Raw genomic sequence first — 20,091 nt, forward strand, 5'->3', positions numbered from 1 at the left:
CGGAGGCGAGGAAGGCGGCCGCCGCGGCGATGTCGAGGACGACGCCCCCGCGACCGCCGTGGCGGTGGATCCTGCCCGGCATCGTCAGCCGGCCGTGCCGCGCCGTCGCGTCCACAGGAGCCCGCCGCCGGTCAGCGCCGCCGCGCCGAGGAGCGCGCCGATCGCCCAGGCGGTGGAGTCGTCCGCGGTGCCGCCGTGGCCGGTGTCCACGCCGCCGCGCGGCTGCTTGTCGTCGCCGCCGCGCGCGGGCGGGGCGCCGCCACCGTCGTCATCGTCATCGTCGTCGTCAGGGTCGTCGTCGGCCTGCGCGACGGCCGAGACGCCCAGCCCGCCCAGACCGGCCGTCGTCGTGACCGTGGCCACGCCCGCCGCGGCGCCGACCGTCAGGGCCAGCACCAGCAAGCAGCGCTGGAACACTGCCGCCATGGCAACCTCCCGAGGAAGGGGCCGCGATGTCTTCGCGGCCGTACTTCGAGGCTCGGGCGCGCGGATGAGCCGGGGATGAGCGCCATATGAGGCGACTTTCACGAAACGCGCTGACGGGTTATGTGAAGCTTGGAACCCGGGACAGGCTGCGGGCGAGGGGAACGGCGATGGAACCTCTCGGGGCGGATGATCCGCGCCAGGTCGGCCCGTACGTGCTATCCGGACGGCTGGGGGACGACGCGACCGGCCGGTTGTTCCGCGGGACCTCGCCGGACGGGCGCGCGGTCGTGGTGACGCTGGTGCGCCCGGTGGACGGCGACGACGCCGGGTTCCGGCAGCGTTTCGCGAAGTCGGCGGAGGCTGCCGGGCGGGTCGGCGGCACCCGGGCCGTGCCGGTCCTGGACGCCGATCCGGAGGCGGACCCGCCCTGGCTGGCGAGAGCCCACGTGGAGGGCCCGTCATTGCTGGAAGCGGTCGGCTGGGACGGCCCGTTCCCGGTGGACGCGGTGCTCGCGCTGGCGGCGGACCTGGCGGAAGGGCTCGCGGCGATCCACGACTGCGGCCTTGCGCACGGGCGTCTGGAGCCGGGCAACGTGATCCTGAGCCCGGACGGGCCGCGGATCGTCGGCTTCGGAGTCCCGGGGCCGCCGCCCGCCGTGCCGTACGTGTCGCCCGAGCACCTCGGGGCGGCGGAGCCCGGGCACGCCTCCGACGTGTTCTCCCTCGGGTCGGTGCTGGCCTTCGCCGCGACCGGCGCCGCGCCGTGGGGCGACGAGGCCCTGTACACGATCCTCCACAGGGAGCCCGAGCTCGAAGGCGTTGCGGCGGAGCTGCGGGAGGTGATCGTCCGCTGCCTGGAGAAGGACCCGCGCCGCCGCCCCAAGGCCCGCGACCTCCTGGCCGCCGTGCCGGAACCCGCCGACGACGAGCCGTCGGCGGTGTTCCGGGTGTCGTGGAAGCGGGATCTGCTGCACAAGACCGCCCTCACCGCCCTGGCGGTCATGGGCTTTCTCCCGGCGCTCGTGGCGGTGCTGATGGTGCTGGACGTGCACGTCCCGGGCTTGCTGTGGGTCCTCGCGGTGCCTTCCGCGGCTCTGCTGGCCGCGGTACTGTTCGGAACGGTCATCACCGAGGAACGGCTCGTGGTCGACCGGACGGGGCTCACGAGGATGACCGGGGGCGATCCCCAGCACTACCCGTGGGAGGAGATCGAGGCGGTCGGCTTCCACGGGGCCTATCCGCGCAAGCCCCGATGGCTCTCGGACGAGTACCTCGCCGTCCGGCCGAGAAGCGGCACGGCGCTGGCCGTGGACCGCTCGTCGAGATGGTCGAAGGCGGACGGGCGCTTCAACGTGATCGACATCCCGATCCTGGCCGGGGCGCCGCGGGAGGAGATCAGCCGGGCCGTCGCCCTGTACTCGGAGGGGCGGTTCGAGGTCCGGCTGCCCCCGGCGGGGTCAGCGGGGCGCTGAAGGCCCAGCCCTTTTCCAGGAGGGCGTCCACCGTGGTGAGGGCCTGGCTCAGGCGGGTCTCGTGAGGGCCGGTGACGGTGATGTGGGGGAGGCCGCGGCGCTCCAGCTCCTCGCGGAACCGGCCGGCCATCCAGTCGCGGATCGTCGCGCCGTCGCGCCAGCCGTCCTGCTCGAACGGGACCCCGGCGGGGTCGGTGAGAATCCACAGGTGGTGGCGGTCGTTGCCGCGGTGGTACGACTCGGGCGCGGGCTCGCCCAGGTAGCGCTCGTACCAGAGGGCCGTGGCGAACGCGTCGGTGTCGCAGATCAGGACGGGCGATCCGGTACGGGCCGCCGCGTCCTCCAGGGCGAGGTGGCGTTCGGCGATGCGGGCGAAGTCGGCGGGCGTCCAGGTCAGGTCGTCCAGCCAGAGGGACGGGTCGGCCGCGGCGCGGCGGGCGGCGGCGAGCTTCTCTTCGGTGTAGGTGCGCCCGTACTCGGGGACGCAGCGGGTCGCCGCCCAGACGCCGCCGCGCTCGGCCAGGCGCGCGGCGAGGGCGCGGGCGAGGGTGGTGGTGCCGGTCGACTCGGCCCCGGCGACGACGACGCGGCGGGCCAGATGGCCGCGGACGGGCGGGGCCAGGTGGTGCCAGTGCGCGACCGGGTCGTCGCGGACGGCGGTGCCGCTGACGGGGAAGCGCGTGCGGGGCGGGTCGACGGGGACGTGCGCGGCGCCGAGCCGGCGGGCCAGTTCGGGACCGTACGCCTCGGAGCTGAAGACGGCGTCGACCGGGGCGGTGAGGCCGCCGCGGAACGCGGCGACGTGCGCGCCCCAGGCGTCCTCGGAGTCGTAGTCGATCTCGTGGTCGTCCACCACCGGGACGATCTCCACGTGCGGCTGCGGGTGCGTCTCGCGGAGCCAGGCGGCGCGCAGCGCGAGCGGGACGCTCTCCACCGTGGACGCCGCGACGATCACGGTGAGCCGGTCGCAGGCCGCGGCCGCGGTGTCGACGAGGTGGTGGTGGCCGGCGTGCGGCGGGTAGAACTTGCCGACGACGAGGCCGTGCCGGTGCGTCATGCGGGCGCCGGGGCGGTCCGGGCGCGGTGGTCGGCCCGCCAGGCGTTCAGGCCGAGCACGCACAGCGTGAGGAAGATGACGTAGAGCGCGCTGGTCAGCTTCAGGTCCTTGTGGAAGTAGAGCGGGATGTAGACCAGGTCCGCGGCGATCCAGATCCACCAGGACTCCAGCAGCTTGCGCGACTGGCCGTAGATCGCCATCAGGGACAGCGCGGTGGTGAGGGCGTCCCAGAACGGGACGGTGGAGTCGGTCCAGGCCGTCAGCGTCCAGGTGAGGACGGCGGTCGTGGCGGCGCCCGCGGCGGCCAGCGCGATCCAGGTGTCGCGGGACGTGCGGGTGACCGGCAGGTCGTCGCGGCCCTCGCCGCCGTACAGCCACACCCACCAGCCGTAGGCCTGGAGCGCGACGTACACGACCTGGAGCCCGGCGTCGGCGTACAGGCCGCCGTCGAGGAAGACCAGGCCGAGCAGGATGACGTTGGCGATGCCGATCGGCCAGTTGAGGATGTTCTGCCGGACGACCAGCCAGACGTTGACCGCGCCGGTGGCGAAGCCGAGCAGCTCGGCCCAGGTGGTGGGGACCGTTCCAAGGTGGAAGGCGGGCTGGAGCAGCGGGCCGAGCAGGTCGTGCAGCGTCATCGACGGCTCCCCGGGGGATCACAAATCGTCGAAGAGACGATAACAGGGGCAAGCCGCCCGAACGCGCTCAGGCGCTCTCCCGCACCACCAGATGGGGCTGCAGGATCACCACGGGATCGGCCACGGCCTCGCCCTGGATCCGGGAGATCAGCAGCCGGGCCATCCGCCGCCCCATCTCCTCCACCGACTGGTGCACGGTCGTCAGCGGCGGATCGGCGATCGGGGCGCTGGCCGAGTCCTCGAACCCGATCACCGACACGTCCTCGGGGATCCGCCGCCCCCGCTTCTTCAGCACCCGCATCGCGCCCAGCGCCATCGGGTCGTCGGCGGCGAACACCGCGTCCAGCTCCGGATCGAGCTCCAGCAGCTCCGCCGCCGCCGCGACCCCGCTGGCCTCGCTGAAGTCGCCGTACACCACCAGCTCGGGCAGCCCCGCCCCGGCCAGCGCCTCCCGGTACCCGGCCAGCCGGTCCACGCCCACGCCCATGTCCTGCGGGCCGGCGATCGTCGCGATCCGGCGCCGGCCCCGCCGCAGCAGGTGCTCGACGGCCTGCCGGGCGCCGTCGCGGTTGTCGACGTCCACGTACGACACCGGCGTCAGCCCCGGCGGCCGGCCGCCCAGCACCGTCGGCACCCCGCCCGCCTCCAGCTTGGCGGGCAGCGGGTCGTCGCCGTGCAGCGAGGTCAGCAGCACCCCGTCCACGTGCTGCCCGGTCAGGTAGTTCTCCAGCCGGGCGTACTCGTCGGGGGAGCGGGCCAGGGCCAGCAGGAGCTGCAGCCCGGTGTCGTTCAGCTCCGGGCTGATCCCGCGGATGATCCCGGCGAAGAACGGCTCGTCGAAGATCCGCTGCTCGGACTCGGCCACCACCAGCGCCACCGTGTCGGTGCGCCGGGTCACCAGCGTCCGGGCGGCCCGGTTGGGGACGTAGCCCAGCTCGTCGATCGCCGCCAGCACCGCCTCCCGGGCCTCCGCGCTCACCCGCGGCGAACCGTTGACCACCCGCGAGACGGTGCCCCGGCCGACCCCGGCCCGGGCCGCCACCTCCTCCAGCGTGGGGCGGCCCGAGACACGCCTCACCACCCTCGCCTGCCCATCGCCCGCATCGCGCCCCTCGCCCCTTCCGCCCTGACCCGCACCCGCCGCCGCGCGCCCGCTCAGCGGCGATCCGGCAGTCCGCCCGCCCGGATCACGCCCGCGTACCAGCGCGCGCTGTCCTTGGGCACCCGGCGCTGGGTGGCGTAGTCCACGTGGACCAGCCCGAAGCGCTTGGAGTACCCCCACGACCACTCGAAATTATCCAGCAGCGACCAGGTGAAATAGCCGCGTAGCGGAACTCCGCCGGCGATCGAGGCGTGCGCGGCGCGCAGATGCGCGTCGATGTAGGCGATCCGGCCCTCGTCGCGCACCGCCCCCTCGCCGTCGAGGGCCTCGTCGTAGCCCGCGCCGTTCTCGGTGATGTAGAGGTCGACCGGCGGGTAGTCGCGGTGCAGCCGGGTCAGCACCTCGTGCAGCCCGCCCTCGTCGATCTCCCAGCCCATCCCGGTGACCGGGCGGCCGCCGTCGACGAACCGCACGAACTCGCTGCCCACCCACGGCGAGTGGGTGGAGAACGGCGACGACACCGCCTGCCCGGTCACCTCGGTGTCGCCGGTCACCGTGAACCGCGAGTAGTAGTTGACGCCGAGCTGGTCGATCGGCTGGTTGATCGTGGCCAGGTCGCCGTCCCGCACGCACGCGTCGAAGTCCAGCTCCTCCAGGTCGGTGAGGACGTCCGCCGGGTACGAGCCGCGCAGCAGCGGGTCGAGGAAGAACCGGTTCTGCATCCCGTCGACCCGCCGCGCCGCGTCCAGGTCCCGGTCCGCCCCGCTCGCCGCGGAGATCGCGTACAGGTTGACGGCCGCGCCGAACCGGTGCCCGGGGTGCCGGGCCCGCATCGCCCGCACCGCCGCGCCGTGCCCCAGCATCAGGTGGTGCGCCGCCCGCAGCGCCGCGGCCGGCTCCCGGCGGCCGGGCGCGTGCTCGCCCGAGGCGTAGCCGAGGAACGCCGCGCACCACGGCTCGTTGATCGTCATCCACTGCGACACCCGGTCGCCCAGCGCCGCGTGCACGTGGCCGGCGTAGTCGGCGAACCGGAACGCGGTGTCGCGCTCGGGCCAGCCGCCCGCGTCCTCCAGCGCCTGCGGCAGGTCCCAGTGGTAGAGGGTCGGCCACGGCTCGATGCCCGCCTCCAGCAGGACGTCCACCAGCCGCCGGTAGAAGTCCAGACCGGCCTGGTTGAGCCGCCCCGACCCGTCCGGCTGCACCCGGGACCAGGAGATCGAGAACCGGTAGGCGGTCAGCCCGAGCTCGGACATCAGCGCCACGTCGTCCCGGAACCGGTGGTAGTGGTCGACCGCCACGTCGCCGGTGTCGCCGCCCAGCACCTTCCCCGGGGTCCGGCAGAAGGTGTCCCAGACGGAGGGCCCGCGCCCGTCCTCGGCCGCCGCGCCCTCGATCTGGTACGCGGCGGTCGCGGCGCCCCAGCGGAAACCGGCCGGGAACGCCAGGGCCGCGGCCGGGGCCCTCTCGTCGTCATGCTGCCCGTCGCCCTGCTGCCTGTCGCTCTGAGTGGGAGAGGTCACGCCTTGATCGCACCTTCCATGATTCCGCCGATGATCTGGCGGCCGAACACGATGAACACGACCAGCAGCGGCAGGATCGCCACGGTCGTCCCGGCGAACATGAGGGTGTAGTCCTTGAAGTGGGCGTTGGCCAGGTTGTTGATGGACAGCTGCACGGTCGGGTTCTCGGGGTTGAGCACCGCCAGCGGCCACATGAACTCGTTCCAGGTCTGCATGAACGTGAACAGCCCCAGCACGCCCGCCGCCGGCCGCAGCGCCGGCAGCACGACCCGCCAGTAGATGCCGAAGGTCGTGCAGCCGTCCACGCGCGCGGCCTCGATCAGCTCGTCGGGCACCGCCTGCTGGGCGTACTGCCGCATCATGAACACCCCGAACCCGGTGACCAGGAACGGGACGATGACCGCCTGGAGGCTGTTCTGCCAGCCCAGCTCCACCATGATCATGTAGAGCGGGATGATGCCCATCTGGACCGGGATCATCATGGTCGCGATGATCGTCAGCAGCAGCGCGTTCTTGCCGCGGAAGCGCAGCTTGGCGAACGCGAACCCGGCGAGCGAGGCGAAGAACACCGTCGACACCGTCACCGCCGACGCGACGATCGCCGAGTTCAGCAGGCCCTGCGCGAAGTAGGCGTCGGGGTTGTCGAACAGCCGGCCCACGTTGTCGCCCAGGTTGCCGCCGGGCACCAGCGGCGGCGGGACGTCCGCCACCACCTCGTTCGTCCGGGTCGCCACCACGATCATCCAGTAGATCGGGAAGATCGACAGCGCCACCGCCACGACCAGCGTCACGTAGGTGAGCGGGCTGGCCTCCCACAGGCCGCGGAGCCGGCCGTGGCCGCCGTTCCGGCGCCGCCCGGGGCCCTTCCCGGCGGGGGAGGTGATCAGTGTGGTCATCGGGTGCCCCCCGTACGCCGCACGAACAGGAAGTTGAGCAGGGAGAACACGATGATCAGCAGGAACAGCGCCCAGGCCACCGTGGCTCCGTAGCCGTAGCGGTCGTCGGTGAAGGCGTTGTCGTACATGTACATCGTGATCGTCTGGAACTGGCCCAGCGAGCCGCCGTCCATCCTGTTGGTGATGCCGCCGCCGGCGCCGAACAGCACCGGCTCGGTGAACAGCTGCAGCCCGCCGATCGTGGCGATGATGACGGTGAAGATGATCGTCGGCTGCAGCAGCGGCACCGTGATCCGCCAGAACTGCCGGGCCCGGGACGCGCCGTCGATCGCCGCCGCCTCGTACAGGTCCCTGGGGATCGCCTGCATCGCGGCCAGGTAGATCAGCGCGTTGTAGCCGGTCCACCGCCAGTCGACCATCACCGCGATCGCCAGCCAGGACCAGTACCGGCTCGCCTGCCAGTCGATCGCGTCCAGGCCCACCAGGTCCAGCGCCCAGTTGATCATGCCGAAGTCGCGGTCGAACATCTGCGTGAACACGATCGCGACCGCGGCGGTGGAGGTGACCAGCGGGGCCACCATCCCGATCCGGAACAGCGTGCTCGCCCGCATCCGCCGGGCGAGGGCGTTGGCGACGAACAGCGCGATGAGCAGCTGCGGGACGGTCGCCACGACGAAGATCCCGATCGTGTTGACCGTGGCATGCCAGAAGTCGCCGTCGGTGAGCAGGTAGCGGAAGTTCTCCAGCCCGGCCCACTCGCGGGTGCCGGAGGCCAGCCCCCACTCGTGCAGCGACACCCACAGCGTGTAGAGCAGCGGGAAGAGCCCGAAGAGGATGAAGACCAGGTAGAACGGCGAGATGAACAGGTAGGGCGAGGCCTTCACGTCGAGCCGGGCCAGCCGGGACCGCCAGCCGCGGCGCGGCGCGCCGCCCTTGGCCGGAGGCGGTGCCTCGGCCGTGCCGGCGGGACGCACAGAGACGCTCATGCGCCTCCTTCCGGGGTTCGCGCCGGTCCGTGGCGCGTCCGCCGAACGGCGAACGGGGAGGCGCCACGGACCGGCGGCGCGGGGGGAGGGGTGGTTACCTGGCGGCCTTCTTGGCGGCGTCGACCGCCTGCGTCCAGGCCTCCTCGGGCTTGACCTCGCCCTGGCCGACCGCGATCAGGATGTTCTCCACGGCCTGCCGGACGTCCTCGTTCTTCGGCCCGAGGTGCACCGGCTTGACCTGCGCGGCCATCTCACCGAACAGCTTGCCGGTGGGCGCGTTGCTGAAGTAGGCGTTGGTGGCCCCGGCGACCGCCGGGTCCTGCGCGGCCTGCGGCGAGGACGGGAAGGTGTTCTTGTCCTTGAACGCCCCGATCTGGCCCTGCGGCGAGCTCAGGAACTTGGCCAGCTCGGCGGCCTCCTTCTGGTGCTTGGACTGCTTGGGCACCGCCAGCCACGAGCCGCCCCAGTAGCCGCCGCCGCCGGGCACCGACGCCACGTCCCACTTGCCCTTGCCGAAGCCGGCGGAGAACTCCTCGATGCCGCCGAGCATCCACGACGGGCACGGCACGGTCGCGAAGGAGTCGCGCTTGAGCGCGGTCTGCCACGGCGGGGTGAAGATCGCCATGTCGGCGGTCATCTTCGCCTGGGCGAACTTCAGCGCGGTGTCGAACGCCTGTTTCACCGCGGGGTTGGTCTCGAAGGCCAGGTTGTTGCTCTTGTCGAAGTAGCTGTAGCCCGGCCCCGCCCCGGCGTTCTGCAGGACGGTGGCGCGCAGGATCGCGGTCGGCCCGTCCAGCCACTTGGTGCCGGGGACCTCCCGCTGGAACTTCTGCCCGGTCGTCAGGAAGGCGTCCCACGTCGGCCACAGCTTGCCGACCTCGCCGCGCTCGGTGGGCAGCCCGGCCTTCTCGAACAGGTCCTTGCGGTAGCACATGGCCAGCGGGCCGATGTCGCTGCCGAGCCCGACCAGCTGCTTGCCGTCGGGGCTGAGCCCCATCTGCCACTTCCAGGGCAGGAAGTTCTGCTGCAGGTCCCGTCCGCCGTGGTCGAAGAGGTTCACGAACTTGCCAGGCTGCTCCATGTAGGTGGGCAGGATGCCCTCCTCCAGCGCGACCACGTCCCCGGCCCCGCTGTTGGTGGCGATCCACTGCTGCAGCCGCGGCTTGTAGTCGTCCAGCGTGGAGACCTTCCGCTGCCGGATCTTCACGCCGGGGTGCGACTGCTCGTACTGCTTGTAGAGCTGCTCGTAGCCGAACTCGCCGAACACGTCGACGGTCAGCTCGACCGGCCCGGAGGCGCTGTCGCCGTCGTCCCCGCCGCCGCAGGCGGAGGCGGCGGCCAGGACGCCGGCCAGCAGCGCGGCGATCGCGGTCCTGGCAGCGGTCCTGCGTCCGCCTCGCTTGGTGACCCTCATTCCGACCCCTCTCAGGTCGTGCCGGGTAAATGGGATGGGTGTGCGCGGACGCCGAACCGGCCGGGCGGCCTCCGCATGGGAGCGCTCCCACGAAGCGAAGCCGCCGCGTCATGGACTTGTCAATGGCCCGCAACACAACCGTTATCTCGCCGCCCCGCGAGCCGTCCGGCCGGTGTTGACAGCGGGCGCGGAAGGAGTGAAGCTCTGATATGGGAGCGCTCCCATGCAGATCTCATACTGGCCGGGCCTCGGGCGCCGGCGCGGCGGACCGTACCTCCCCAGCCGCGCCGGACGTCCTCCCAGAGGGGGCGGAGGGCCGCTCCTCGTGTGCGCGGGGTGCACGAGGAGCGGCCCTCCGCCCCGAAACCGTCCGGACGGAAGAGCAGACCGCGTGGCCGCACACCGCCCTGCGGCCACGCGGTCACGGTGCCGCGTGGTCAGCCTTCGGCGGCCACCGACAGGTGGGCCGCGACCGGTGCGGTCGAGCGCCGCACGACCAGTTCGGGCCGGTACAGCAGCTCGGTGCTGGGCACCTTCGTGCCGCCGATCTCCTCCAGCAGCGTGCTCACCGCCGCCAGCCCCATCTCCCGCACCGGCTGGCGCACCGTGGTCAGGGGCGGGTCCAGGTAGGCGGTCATCGGCGAGTCGTCGAACCCCACGATCGACACGTCCTCCGGCACCCGCAGATGCCGCTGCCGCGCCCCCCGGATCGCCCCGATCGCGATGATGTCGCTGCCGCAGCAGATGGCGGTGCAGCCGCGGTCCAGCAGCCGCTGCACCGCCGCCTGCCCGCCCTCCACGGTGAACAGCGTGTTGGCGACCAGATCGTCGACCTCGGTGATCCCGAGATGCTCGGCCATCCCCCGGCGGAACCCCTCGGTCTTGCGGATCGAGGGCACGAACCGGTCCTGGCCCATCGCCAGCCCGATCCGCCGGTGGCCGAGAGAGGCCAGATGCGCCACCGCCATCTCCAGCGAGGCGACGTCGTCGTTGGAGATGAACGGCGCCTCGATGTCGGGGCGGTAGCCGTTGATCAGCACGATCGGCAGCCCCCGGTCGAGCAGCCGGGCGTACCGGGCCCGGTCGGAGCGGGAGTCGGCGTGCAGGCCGTTCACGAACACGATGCCCGACACCCCGCGCTCCAGCAGCAGCTCGGTGTAGTCGTCCTCGGTGATGCCGCCCGGGGTCTGCGTGCACAGCACCGCCGTGTAGCCCGCCAGCGCGAGCGCGCTCTCGATGACCTGGGCGAACGCCGGGAAGATCGGATTGCTCAGCTCGGGCACGATCAGCCCGATCAGCCCCGCCCGCTGCTGCCGCAGCCGCGCCGGCCGCTCGTAGCCCAGCACGTCCAGCGCGGTGAGCACCGCCTGCCGGGTGGCGGCCGCCACGCCCGGCCGGCCGTTGAGCACGCGGCTCACCGTCGCCTCGCTCACCCCCGCGTGGGCGGCGATGTCGGCCAGGCGCATCGTCATGGCCATAAACTTACCCGTCCCCGCTCTGCGCGCCCGTGTCCGTGACTTCGCACCATACGGCGGTGTCGGGCGGAAGGACCAGGCACTCGCCGTCCGGCCGGACCGGTCCACTGGCGAGCAGCGGACGGCCGTAGGAGGGGATCCGGGCGGTTCGCCCGCTCACGTTCACCGCGCAGGTGATCCGCCGCCCGCCGCCCTCGCGGGAGAAGACCAGCGTGCCGGGCGGGCCGACCAGCCAGCGCAGCGCCCCGTCCCCGAGCGCCGGATGCTCGCGCCGGAGCCGCAGCGCCGCCCGGTAGAGCGCGAGCATCGACTCGGGGTCCCGCGACTGCCGCTCGACCGTGAGCCCGGCCCACTCCGGCGGCATCGGCAGCCAGCTCGACCCGCCCGGAGTGAAACCGAAGGGCGGCTCCTCACCCGACCACGGCAGCGGCACCCGGCAGCCGTCCCGGCCCGACTCCGGGTCGCGGGCCCGCTGCGGATCCTGCAGGTACTCCTCCGGCAGGTCCAGGACCTCGTTCAGGCCCAGCTCCTCGCCCTGGTAGATGTAGGCCGAGCCGGGCAGCGCCAGCATCAGCAGCGCCGCCGCCCGCGCCCGCCGCAGGCCCACCTCGCCGTCCCCGTACCGGGTGACGTGCCGCTTCACGTCGTGGTTGGACAGCACCCAGGTCGACGGCGCGCCCACCTGCCCGGCGGTGAGCAGCGACGCGTCGATCACCTCCCGCTTGGCGCGCGCGTCCCAGTCCACGGTCAGGTAGTGGAAGTTGAACGCCTGGTGCAGCTCGTCCGGGCGCACGTACAGCGCGAGGCGGTCCTGCGTCGGCGCCCACGCCTCCGCAACGGCGATCCGCTCGCCGCCGTAGGAGTCCAGCAGGCGGCGCCACGACCGGTGGATCTCGTGCACGCCGTCCTGGTCGAAGTACGGCAGCACGGTACGGCCCAGCATCCTCACCTGGTCGGCGAAGCCCACGTCCGGCAGGCCGGGCGCCTTGACCATGCCGTGCGCCACGTCCACCCGGAAGCCGTCCACGCCCAGGTCGAGCCAGAACCGCAGCACGTCCTCGAACTCGGCGCGGACCTCGGCGTTCTCCCAGTTCAGGTCCGGCTGCTCGGGGGCGAACAGGTGCAGGTACCACTGCCCGTCCGGCAGGCGCGTCCAGGCGGGGCCGCCGAACACCGACTCCCAGTCGTTGGGCGGCAGCTCCCCGCCCTCGCCGCGGCCGTCGCGGACGATGTAGCGGTCCCGTTCGGGGGCGCCCGGCGCCGCCTCCAGCGCGGCCCGGAACCAGGCGTGCCGGTCGGAGGTGTGGTTGGGGACGACGTCCACGATGACCCGCAGCCCGAGCCCGTGCGCGTCCCGGACGAGCGCGCGGGCGTCCTCCAGCGTTCCGAAGATCGGGTCCACGTCCCGGTAGTCCGCGACGTCGTAGCCGAAGTCGGCCATCGGGGAGGTGTAGAACGGCGTCAGCCACACCGCGTCCACGCCCAGCTCGGCCAGATGGGGCAGCCGCGCGCGCACCCCGGCCAGGTCGCCGATGCCGTCCCCGTCGGAGTCGGCGAAGCTGCGGACGTACACCTGGTAGATGACCGCGTCACGCCACCACCGGGCCCGCGGCTCGCGCGGGCCCTCGGCGGCGGGCGTGACGTCGGCGATGTTCTGCGTCATCAAAGGACCTCCGAGGAAACCCCGGCCTTGAGGCCGGGGAGGAAGCGGACCCCTGCGGAACAAAGCAGGGAAAGGAGACTCGCTCCCCGGGGGCGAATGTCGGTTGACCAGGCACTATCCAGCACGTTCTCGTTCCTGTGTTCGAGTGTTCACGCTACGATCCTCGCGTGTCGCGTTACCGCCTGGCCCCGACGCCTGAGCAGGAGCAAGTCATGCTCTCGCATTGCGCGCACGCGCGGTACGTGTGGAACCTTGCGGTGGAGCAGCACGGTTTCTGGTCCCGGCACCGGCGATGCGGGGCGCCCGGCTACGGCGAGCAGTCCCGGCAGTTGACCGAGGCTCGTGCCGAGTTCGGGTGGTTGCGGGCGGGGTCGCAGACGGTGCAGCAGCAGGCGCTGCGTGATTTCGCGCAGGCGATGGGCAACTTCTTCGCCGGCACTCACCGCCGTCCGACCTGGCGCAGGCACGGGGTGCACGAGGGGTTCCGGCAGGTCGGCGTCAAGCCGCACCAGGTCGTGCGGTCGTCGCGTAAGTGGGCCGCCCCCACGAGACCAGACTCCTCTGCACGCTGGTGGGCACGGCGGCCGGACCGGCCGTCGCTGCGCGGGGACGCCCCGGGTCGCCGGAGCGGACGAACCGCGAACCCCAACCTGTCCTCCTCTCCTGAGGCCACGGGTTGAAATCCTTCTCGTTGACGAGGGGAGGAGGTCAAGGTGTCCTTTTCTACTTCACGCCGCCGGCCGCGAGACCCGCCACGATCCGGCGCTGGAATATCAGCACCACCACGACCAGCGGCACGGTGACGATCACCCCGGCCGCCATCTGGGTGCCGAACGGCTGGTCGAACCCGGAGACCCCGGTGAACTTGGAGATCGCCACGGTCGCCGTCTGCATCTCCTTCTCGTTCACCACCGACAGCGCAATGATGAACTCGTTCCACGTGGTGAGGAACGTGATGATGGCGGTGGTGAACACCCCGGGCGCGGCCAGCGGCACGATGATCTTCCGGAACGCCTGGCCGCGGCCGCAGCCGTCCACCATCGCGGCCTGCTCCAGCTCGAACGGCAGCTGCCGGAAGAAGGCGGTCAGCAGCCACACCGTGAGCGGCAGCGCGAACCCCAGGCTGGGCAGCACCATCGCCTGGTAGGTGTTGATCCACTCGATGTCGGTGAACAGCTTCAGCAGCGGGATCAGCTGGGAGATGCCCGGGAACATGGTCGTCCCGATGATGATCCCCAGGATCGCGTTCTTGAACGGGAAGTCCAGCCGGGCCAGCGCGTAGGCGGTGAACACGCCGATCACCAGGGTCAGCGCGGTGGTCGCCCCGGCGACCACGAAGCTGTTCACCAGCGCCCGGCCGAAGCCGTTCCCGCCGCCGAACACCGCGCCGAAGTTCTCCAGCGACCAGCGGACCGGGACGATCGAGTTGTCGAACTGGTCCTGCGGCCGCCGGAACGCCGACACGACCATCCAGTAGAACGGGACCAGGCAGTACAGCACCACGGCCGCGATGCCGGCGTACGGCAGGAGACGGCGCGCCCGGCGGGCCCGCGCCCGCGGCGGCGGTGCGGTGACGGCGGCGGTCATGCGGCCCGCCTCCTCTTCTTGGCGCCGCGGGTCTGCTGCCGGGCCTCGCCGATGATGTCGGCACCGAGCAGCTTCACGAACAGGTAGGAGATCACCGCGATGTAGACGAACAGGATCGTGGCGTAGGCGGCGGCCGAGCCGTACCGCAGGTTGTTCGCCTCGAACCAGGAGATCATCGTGAGCGTCTCCACGGACTTCTTGTTGACGCCGATCAGCACCGCCGGCAGGTCGAACATGCGCAGCACGTCCAGCATCCGGAACAGCACCGCGACCAGCAGCGCCGGCTTCACCAGCGGCAGCGTGATCCGCCAGAACCGCTGGAACGCGCCCGCGCCGTCCACCCGGGCCGCCTCGTACACGTCCCGGGGGATCAGCTGCAGCCCGGCCAGCACCAGCAGCCCGATGAACGGCGAGGTCTTCCACACCTCGGCGATCACGACGGCCAGCTTGGAGGCGAAGCCGTCGGCGGTCCACAGCACCTGGTGCCGGATGACCGCGTTGAACGCCCCGTCCGCCTGGAAGATCCAGCGCCACAGCAGCCCGGAGATCGCGGTCGGGATCGCCCACGGCACCAGCACGCTGGCCCGCACCAGGCCGCGGCCGCGGAACGCCCACGCCATGATCAGCGCCATGCAGACCCCGATCACCGTCTCCAGCGTCACGGTGGTGACGGTGAAGAACGTGGTGTTGGAGAAGGCGTTCCAGAACGCGTCGGAGCGCTCCCCGGCGAAGACCGCGGTGTAGTTGTCCAGGCCGGCGAACCGCTCGCCCTCGACCACGAAGCCGTCGGCGTCCAGGCTCTGGCCGCGGGTGAACAGCGACTCGCGGAACCCGGCGACCACCGGGTAGCCGACCACGAGCGCCAGCACCAGCAGCGTCGGCGACAGCAGCAGCGCGGCCAGCCGGCGCGAACCCGACACGTCCTTCCTGGGCTTCCGAGGACTGCGGGGCGTGCCGGGGCTCCCGGGCGTCGTCCGGTGCGGGGCCTGCTCCGTCTCAGGGGACGCGGCCATCCGCCTCATCTCTCTGCGCGCCATCACCGATCACTGCGCCGTGGTGAGCTGCCCCAGCTTGGACTGGAGGCCGGTCAGGGCCTGGCCGGTGGACGTCCTGCCGCCGAGCGCGTCGTACACCGCGCCCTGGATCGCGGAGGTGACGTCGCCGTACTTCACCGCCGACGGGCGCGACTTCGCCTTCTCGATCGCGGTCTTCAGCGTCGGCAGGAAGGCGTACTTCTTCACCATGTCGGGGTCGTCGTAGAGCGCCGCGACGGTGGGGGCCTGCGAGGTGGCCAGCGAGTTCGCCTTCTGCTGGGCGCCGTCGGCCATGTACTTGATGAAGTCGAGCGCGGTCGCCTTGTTCTTGGCGAACGCGGAGATCGCGTAGTTGTGGCCGCCCAGGTTGGCGGCTCCGGGGCCGTTCGGGCCCGGGATCGGCGCGACCCCGAACCTGCCCGCGACCTTGGACGAGCCGTCGGTCTTGTTCGCCAGGTCGTACTGGTACGGCCACTGCCGGTGGAAGAGCACCTTGCCCGCCTGGAAGTGGCGGCGCCCGCCCTCGCCGTCCAGGGTGAGCGCGGCCTTGGGCATCCGGCCGTCCTTGACCGCCTTCACCAGGAAGTCGAGCCCGGCCTTGGCCTGCGGGGTGTTCACGGTCGGACGGCCGTCGGGCCCGACGATCGTCCCGCCCGCGCTGTTGATCGCCTCGGCGGTGGAGACGGTGAGGCCCTCGGTCTTGCCGACCTCGGTGAGGAAGCAGTCGACGCCCTTGCCCTCGGGCAGCGCCTTCACCTTGTCGCAGGCGGCCCACATCGCCTGCCACGTGCTGGGCGGGTCGGCGACGCCCGCCTTCTCCAGCAGGTCGGTGCGGTAGTAGAGGAGGCCGGCGTCGGAGGTCAGCGGCATCGCGAACAGGCGGCCGCGGTACTCGCCGGTGGTGACGGTGGCGGGCAGCAGCTTGGAGGTGTCGAGGCCGCCGGGGCCTTCGGGCAGCTGCGCCAGCCACCGGTTGGCGGCGAACTCGGCGGTCCACACCACGTCGAGGTTGAGGATGGAGTAGGCGTCGGACCTGGTGGTGGCGTTCTGGATCATCTGCTGGCGCTGGTCGTTGGGCTCGTCGGGCAGCTCGATGACGCGGGCCTGCTGGTCGGGATGGGCCCGGTTCCAGGCGTCCACCATCTTCTGCATGTTGCCGGAGCGGTCCTTGCCCGTGGCCAGGGTGATCGGGCCGCGGCCGGTGAGCGGGGCGCCGGCCGCGGCCTTGCCGTCGCCCTCGGACGGGCCGCCGTCGCCTCCGCCGCACGCGGCCAGGGTGAGCGTGAGTCCGGCGAACGCGCAGGCCAGGGGGGTGCGCCGCATGGGGTCCTCCTCGAAGTGGGCGCCTGGTGTGCCGGGACCGTAGCAACGTTCTTGCAAACCGGTAAATCCCTTGCAGAAACTTTCTGCAGGATCGTGGCCGGACCGTTATCTCGACCGCGTCTCGGCGCCGTGGGTGGGGTCTCTGGGGCCATTGGGGAGGGGGCGGGTGGTATTTGGCTGCAATTTCTTGCTGAAGTCTTGCAAGAGGCGCCATCGGCTGTAACCATCCGGCACACGGAACGACTCCTGCCGTGACCACGCCCTCGGGGGACCCCCGCCCCACCCGTACAGGAGGCACGCAGATGGGATCGAGATCCAGAACGCGCCGCAAGGCCGCCGCGTCCGCCGTCGTGCTGGCGGCCGCCGCCATGGCGCCCACCACCGCCGCCGCGCCCGCCGCGGCCGCTCCCCCCACCGCGGCCGCTCCGCCCGGCGACCGGACCGTCATGGTCCAGCTCTTCCAGTGGAAGTGGGCCGACGTGGCGAAGGAGTGCGAGACCTTCCTCGGCCCGAAGGGGTTCGGCGCCGTCCAGGTCTCGCCGCCGCAGGAGCACATCGTCCTGCCGAACGCCGGTCAGGGCGGCTACCCGTGGTGGCAGGACTACCAGCCGGTCGGCTACCCGGGCCCCGGTTTCGCGACGCTCACCACCCGCCGCGGCGACGCCACCGCGTTCCGCGACATGATCCGGCGCTGCCACGCCTCGGGCGTGAAGATCTTCGCGGACGCCGTCATCAACCACACCACCGGAAGTTCGAGCGGCACCGGCAGCGCCGGGACGTCCTTCCCCGGCAAGTACACCTACCCCGGCACCTTCTCCGACGCCGACTTCCACACCTGCCGCCGCGACATCGCGAACTACGGCGACCGCTGGGAGGTGCAGAACTGCGAACTCGCGAGCCTCGCCGACCTCCGCACCGACGACGCCGGCTACGTCCGCCCCCGCCTCGGCCGCTACCTCAAGGACCTGGCCTCGCTCGGCGTGGACGGCTTCCGCATCGACGCCGCCAAGCACATGCCCGCCGCCGACATCGCCGCCATCCTCGGCGAGATGCGCGGGCAGATCGCCGCCGACCCCGCCTTCCCCGCGGACGGCACCCGCGACCCGTACGTCTACCAGGAGGTCCTGTACGGGGCCGGCGAGCCGGTGAAGCCGTCGGAGTACCGCGGCAACGGCGACCTCAAGGAGGTCCAGGCGATGAACTTCATCTCGCAGAAGTTCTGGACGACCTCCGACGCCGGAAACCGCCTCCACCAGTTGCACGCCTTCCCGAACAACTGGGGCGAGGACATGGAGCCCGGCGGCAAGGCCGTCGTGATGGTCGACAACCACGACAGCCAGCGCGACGCCCTCTCCGGCCGCCGCATCCTCACCTACAAGAACGGCGCCGCCTACCGGCTGGCCAACGTGTTCATGCTCGGCTGGGACTACGGCACCCCGCTGGTGATGTCCAGCTTCGCGTTCACCCAGCGCGACACCAGCCCGCCCACCTACGGCGGCGGCACGACCAAGGACGTGTCCTGCAACGGCACCGAGTGGGTCTGCGAGCACCGCTCCAGCGAGATGGCCGACATGGTCGGCTTCCGCAACGCGGTCGGCGGCGCGCCCGTCAACAAGGCCGACGACGCCCCCGAGCAGGACTGGTACACCGACTACGCGGAGGGCGGACCCGGCAACAAGATCGCGTTCAGCCGGGGCGACCGGGGCTACGTCGTCATCAACCGCGACGAGGGCACCGGCTGGAACCGCATGTTCCGGACCCGGCTGCCCGCCGGACGGTACTGCGACGTGATCGGGGGCGGGCACGACCCGTCCGCCGGGACGTGCGCGCCGTCCCACGTCGTCACGGTCGCCGCCGACGGCACGTTCACCGCGAACGTCCCGAGCATGACCGCCCTCGCCCTGCACGTGGGCGCCCGGCTCGGCTGACCGGGCGGCACGTCCCCGCGACCGCCGGGTGGGCCCGTTTCCGGCACCGTTTCCCGCACGGTTTTCCGCACGGCCCACCCGGCTCTGGCGTGCCCGAGTTCCCCCATGTCCCCCGAGTCGTCAATTATGTGTGGTTCGGCGCAACCGAGCAGGCGGACCGTTACGTACCAGTGGTGAGGTACCGACGGTGACGAGGGGGAAGATGCGCGACCACGCCATTGGCTACGAGGACATCGCGGAGGCCGAGCTCGTGACCCGGAGGGGAACCTTCCGGGCCGTGGCGTTCCGCGATCCGGTGGACGGCAACGAGCACATGGCCCTGGTACGGGGCGAACCGGGGGCGCGCGACAGCGCCCTGGTGCGGGTGCATTCGGAGTGCATGACAGGAGACATCTTCGGGGCGACGCGCTGCGAGTGCGGTGACCAGCTCGGCGCGGCCCTGGACGCGATCGTCCGCGAGGGCGCCGGAGTGCTGGTCTACCTGCGCGGCCACGAGGGACGCGGGATCGGGCTGGTCGCGAAGGTGCGCACCCACATCCTGCAGGACGAGCAGGGCCTGGACACCGTCGACTCGGCGACCGCGCTGGGCCTGCCGGTGGACGTCCGGGACTACGGCCCGGCCGCGCGGGTGCTGCGGCATCTGGGGATCGGCCCGGTGCGGCTGATGACGAACAACCCCGACAAGGTGGGCGCGCTGGAGGCGTGCGGGATCGAGGTGGCCGCGCGGGTCCCGCTGCTGGTGAAGGCCAGCGACGACAACGTCGCCTACCTCACCGCCAAGCGGGACCGGCTCGGCCACGACCTGCCGCAGCTCGACGCCTTCCCGGGCGCCCGGCTGGGCGAGGCGAGCGGGTCGGCGTGAGCGGCGGGCCCTCAGGGCGCCGCGACCTGCTCGGCGACCTTCTCACCGCCGCGCCCGGCGCGCCCGGCGCGTCCGGCGCGTCCGGCGCGCTTGGCGGCCTCGCCGGTGGCGGGCGCGTGCGCGTCGCGCCACAGCCCCGCGATGTCGCGGCCGAACGACCACAGCAGCGCGGCCAGCGCGGCGACGACCGCGGCCACCGCGACGGGACCGGGCAGCGCGCCCGATCCGGCCGCGACCAGCACGATGCCCTGGACCGCCGCGACGGTCTTGCGGGCGAAGCTGGGCGGCAGCGGCCCGCGCAGCCACGGCAGCGACCAGGACGCGGCGACGAACGCGTACCGCATCGCGCCGATCGCCGGCACCCACGCGCCGAGGGACGCGGCGACGTGCACGCTCAGCACCAGGACCAGGAACGCGTCGGTCTCCATGTCGAAGCGGGCGCCGAAGGAGGAGACGGTTCCGGTGCGGCGGGCGACCTGCCCGTCCACCCAGTCCAGCGCCAGGGCGACGGCGGCCACGGCGGTCAGCGCCGCGACGGCCGAGCCGTCCACCACCAGTGCCGTCACGACGCCGGTGAGGACGGCGCGGGCCAGGGTGACGCGGTCGGCGGGGCCGAACGGGCCGCGCCTGCAGCGGTGGAGGATCGCCCAGAGGGCGACCGCGTACAGGGCCCCGGCCAGCCAGGCCAGCGGAGTGATCATCACGTCG

General features: G+C 72.2%; 18 protein-coding genes. 4 read left to right on the forward strand and 14 right to left on the reverse strand.

The genetic code is table 11. The annotated features are described in order from the left end of the window. Window positions 1-84 precede the first annotated feature (84 nt). Window positions 85-426 carry a hypothetical protein gene (locus tag ACFPZN_RS24090; RefSeq protein WP_378284389.1) on the reverse strand — a complete coding sequence of 114 codons (342 nt, stop codon included), beginning with the start codon at window positions 424-426 and terminating at the stop codon, window positions 85-87. 167 nt (window positions 427-593) lie between these two features. Between ACFPZN_RS24090 and ACFPZN_RS24095 the strand changes: the two genes are divergently transcribed. Next, window positions 594-1,898, forward strand: a complete 1,305-nt coding sequence (locus ACFPZN_RS24095; RefSeq protein WP_378284390.1) for a serine/threonine protein kinase — start codon at window positions 594-596, stop codon at window positions 1,896-1,898. Here the strand turns inward: ACFPZN_RS24095 and ACFPZN_RS24100 are convergent. The 9 genes from ACFPZN_RS24100 to ACFPZN_RS24140 all read right to left on the reverse strand — a co-directional run bounded on the left by ACFPZN_RS24100 (window position 1,822) and on the right by ACFPZN_RS24140 (window position 12,649). Then, window positions 1,822-2,955, reverse strand: a complete 1,134-nt coding sequence (locus ACFPZN_RS24100) for an AAA family ATPase (RefSeq protein WP_378284391.1) — start codon at window positions 2,953-2,955, stop codon at window positions 1,822-1,824. The two genes, ACFPZN_RS24095 and ACFPZN_RS24100, sit on opposite strands and share 77 nt — an antisense overlap. Beyond that, the gene (pnuC, locus tag ACFPZN_RS24105) at window positions 2,952-3,593 is read right to left on the reverse strand and encodes a nicotinamide riboside transporter PnuC (protein WP_378284392.1); all 642 of its coding nucleotides are present in this window, start codon (window positions 3,591-3,593) and stop codon (window positions 2,952-2,954) included. The genes ACFPZN_RS24100 and pnuC overlap by 4 nt, the downstream gene beginning before the upstream one ends. 67 nt (window positions 3,594-3,660) lie before the next feature. Further along, window positions 3,661-4,671, reverse strand: a complete 1,011-nt coding sequence (locus ACFPZN_RS24110) for a LacI family DNA-binding transcriptional regulator (protein ID WP_378284393.1) — start codon at window positions 4,669-4,671, stop codon at window positions 3,661-3,663. Window positions 4,672-4,748: 77 nt separating this feature from the next. Beyond that, a complete protein-coding gene (locus tag ACFPZN_RS24115; protein WP_378284476.1) occupies window positions 4,749-6,140 on the reverse strand; it encodes a GH1 family beta-glucosidase in 1,392 nt (463 codons plus the stop codon). Between the two features lie 71 nt (window positions 6,141-6,211). Continuing rightward, entirely contained in the window at window positions 6,212-7,111 is a 900-nt protein-coding gene (locus ACFPZN_RS24120; RefSeq protein WP_378284394.1) for a carbohydrate ABC transporter permease, read from the reverse strand. Beyond that, window positions 7,108-8,097: a carbohydrate ABC transporter permease gene (locus ACFPZN_RS24125; protein ID WP_378284395.1), complete on the reverse strand. Its 990-nt coding sequence runs from the start codon at window positions 8,095-8,097 to the stop codon at window positions 7,108-7,110. Before ACFPZN_RS24125 ends, ACFPZN_RS24120 begins: the two co-directional genes overlap by 4 nt. Window positions 8,098-8,191: 94 nt before the next feature. Further along, a complete protein-coding gene (locus ACFPZN_RS24130) occupies window positions 8,192-9,511 on the reverse strand; it encodes an ABC transporter substrate-binding protein (RefSeq protein ID WP_378284396.1) in 1,320 nt (439 codons plus the stop codon). 437 nt (window positions 9,512-9,948) lie between these two features. Beyond that, window positions 9,949-10,983 carry a LacI family DNA-binding transcriptional regulator gene (locus tag ACFPZN_RS24135; RefSeq protein WP_378284397.1) on the reverse strand — a complete coding sequence of 345 codons (1,035 nt, stop codon included), beginning with the start codon at window positions 10,981-10,983 and terminating at the stop codon, window positions 9,949-9,951. A 10-nt stretch (window positions 10,984-10,993) separates the two neighbouring features. Beyond that, on the reverse strand, window positions 10,994-12,649 hold the full coding sequence (locus ACFPZN_RS24140; RefSeq protein WP_378284398.1) for a glycoside hydrolase family 13 protein: 1,656 nt from the start codon (window positions 12,647-12,649) through the stop codon (window positions 10,994-10,996). A 167-nt stretch (window positions 12,650-12,816) separates the two neighbouring features. Between ACFPZN_RS24140 and ACFPZN_RS24145 the strand changes: the two genes are divergently transcribed. After that, a complete protein-coding gene (locus ACFPZN_RS24145; protein WP_378284399.1) occupies window positions 12,817-13,329 on the forward strand; it encodes a helix-turn-helix domain-containing protein in 513 nt (170 codons plus the stop codon). Window positions 13,330-13,372: 43 nt separating this feature from the next. Here the strand turns inward: ACFPZN_RS24145 and ACFPZN_RS24150 are convergent, their stop codons facing one another. From ACFPZN_RS24150 to ACFPZN_RS24160, 3 genes are all read right to left on the reverse strand, one after another. Beyond that, window positions 13,373-14,236, reverse strand: coding sequence for a carbohydrate ABC transporter permease (locus ACFPZN_RS24150; protein ID WP_378284400.1), 864 nt, complete (start codon window positions 14,234-14,236; stop codon window positions 13,373-13,375). Beyond that, entirely contained in the window at window positions 14,233-15,156 is a 924-nt protein-coding gene (locus ACFPZN_RS24155) for a carbohydrate ABC transporter permease (protein ID WP_378284401.1), read from the reverse strand. The genes ACFPZN_RS24150 and ACFPZN_RS24155 overlap by 4 nt, the downstream gene beginning before the upstream one ends. Before the next feature lie 123 nt (window positions 15,157-15,279). Then, window positions 15,280-16,593, reverse strand: coding sequence for an ABC transporter substrate-binding protein (locus ACFPZN_RS24160; protein ID WP_378284402.1), 1,314 nt, complete (start codon window positions 16,591-16,593; stop codon window positions 15,280-15,282). A gap of 302 nt (window positions 16,594-16,895) precedes the next feature. Between ACFPZN_RS24160 and ACFPZN_RS24165 the strand changes: the two genes are divergently transcribed. Both ACFPZN_RS24165 and ACFPZN_RS24170 read left to right on the forward strand, forming a co-directional pair. Beyond that, window positions 16,896-18,521, forward strand: coding sequence for an alpha-amylase (locus ACFPZN_RS24165; RefSeq protein WP_378284403.1), 1,626 nt, complete (start codon window positions 16,896-16,898; stop codon window positions 18,519-18,521). A gap of 202 nt (window positions 18,522-18,723) precedes the next feature. Further along, entirely contained in the window at window positions 18,724-19,383 is a 660-nt protein-coding gene (locus ACFPZN_RS24170) for a GTP cyclohydrolase II (protein WP_378284477.1), read from the forward strand. 11 nt (window positions 19,384-19,394) lie between these two features. Here the strand turns inward: ACFPZN_RS24170 and ACFPZN_RS24175 are convergent, their stop codons facing one another. After that, on the reverse strand, window positions 19,395-20,084 hold the full coding sequence (locus tag ACFPZN_RS24175) for a CDP-alcohol phosphatidyltransferase family protein (RefSeq protein ID WP_378284479.1): 690 nt from the start codon (window positions 20,082-20,084) through the stop codon (window positions 19,395-19,397). Between the last annotated feature and the right edge of the window lie 7 nt (window positions 20,085-20,091).

Origin of the sequence: Actinomadura rugatobispora, assembly GCF_042656285.1 — a bacterium.
Taxonomy (GTDB): Bacteria; Actinomycetota; Actinomycetes; order Streptosporangiales; family Streptosporangiaceae; genus Spirillospora; species Spirillospora rugatobispora.

Bases quoted from the DNA above. Each gene is read 5' to 3' on its own strand.
- ACFPZN_RS24090 (WP_378284389.1), bottom strand. From the start codon at position 426: ATGGCGGCAGTGTTCCAGCGCTGCTTGCTGGTGCTGGCCCTGACGGTC.
- ACFPZN_RS24095 (WP_378284390.1), top strand. From the start codon at position 594: ATGGAACCTCTCGGGGCGGATGATCCGCGCCAGGTCGGCCCGTACGTG.
- ACFPZN_RS24100 (WP_378284391.1), bottom strand. From the start codon at position 2,955: ATGACGCACCGGCACGGCCTCGTCGTCGGCAAGTTCTACCCGCCGCAC.
- pnuC (WP_378284392.1), bottom strand. From the start codon at position 3,593: ATGACGCTGCACGACCTGCTCGGCCCGCTGCTCCAGCCCGCCTTCCAC.
- ACFPZN_RS24120 (WP_378284394.1), bottom strand. From the start codon at position 7,111: ATGACCACACTGATCACCTCCCCCGCCGGGAAGGGCCCCGGGCGGCGC.
- ACFPZN_RS24125 (WP_378284395.1), bottom strand. From the start codon at position 8,097: ATGAGCGTCTCTGTGCGTCCCGCCGGCACGGCCGAGGCACCGCCTCCG.
- ACFPZN_RS24130 (WP_378284396.1), bottom strand. From the start codon at position 9,511: ATGAGGGTCACCAAGCGAGGCGGACGCAGGACCGCTGCCAGGACCGCG.
- ACFPZN_RS24135 (WP_378284397.1), bottom strand. From the start codon at position 10,983: ATGACGATGCGCCTGGCCGACATCGCCGCCCACGCGGGGGTGAGCGAG.
- ACFPZN_RS24140 (WP_378284398.1), bottom strand. From the start codon at position 12,649: ATGACGCAGAACATCGCCGACGTCACGCCCGCCGCCGAGGGCCCGCGC.
- ACFPZN_RS24150 (WP_378284400.1), bottom strand. From the start codon at position 14,236: ATGACCGCCGCCGTCACCGCACCGCCGCCGCGGGCGCGGGCCCGCCGG.
- ACFPZN_RS24160 (WP_378284402.1), bottom strand. From the start codon at position 16,593: ATGCGGCGCACCCCCCTGGCCTGCGCGTTCGCCGGACTCACGCTCACC.
- ACFPZN_RS24165 (WP_378284403.1), top strand. From the start codon at position 16,896: ATGGGATCGAGATCCAGAACGCGCCGCAAGGCCGCCGCGTCCGCCGTC.
- ACFPZN_RS24170 (WP_378284477.1), top strand. From the start codon at position 18,724: ATGCGCGACCACGCCATTGGCTACGAGGACATCGCGGAGGCCGAGCTC.
- ACFPZN_RS24175 (WP_378284479.1), bottom strand. From the start codon at position 20,084: ATGATCACTCCGCTGGCCTGGCTGGCCGGGGCCCTGTACGCGGTCGCC.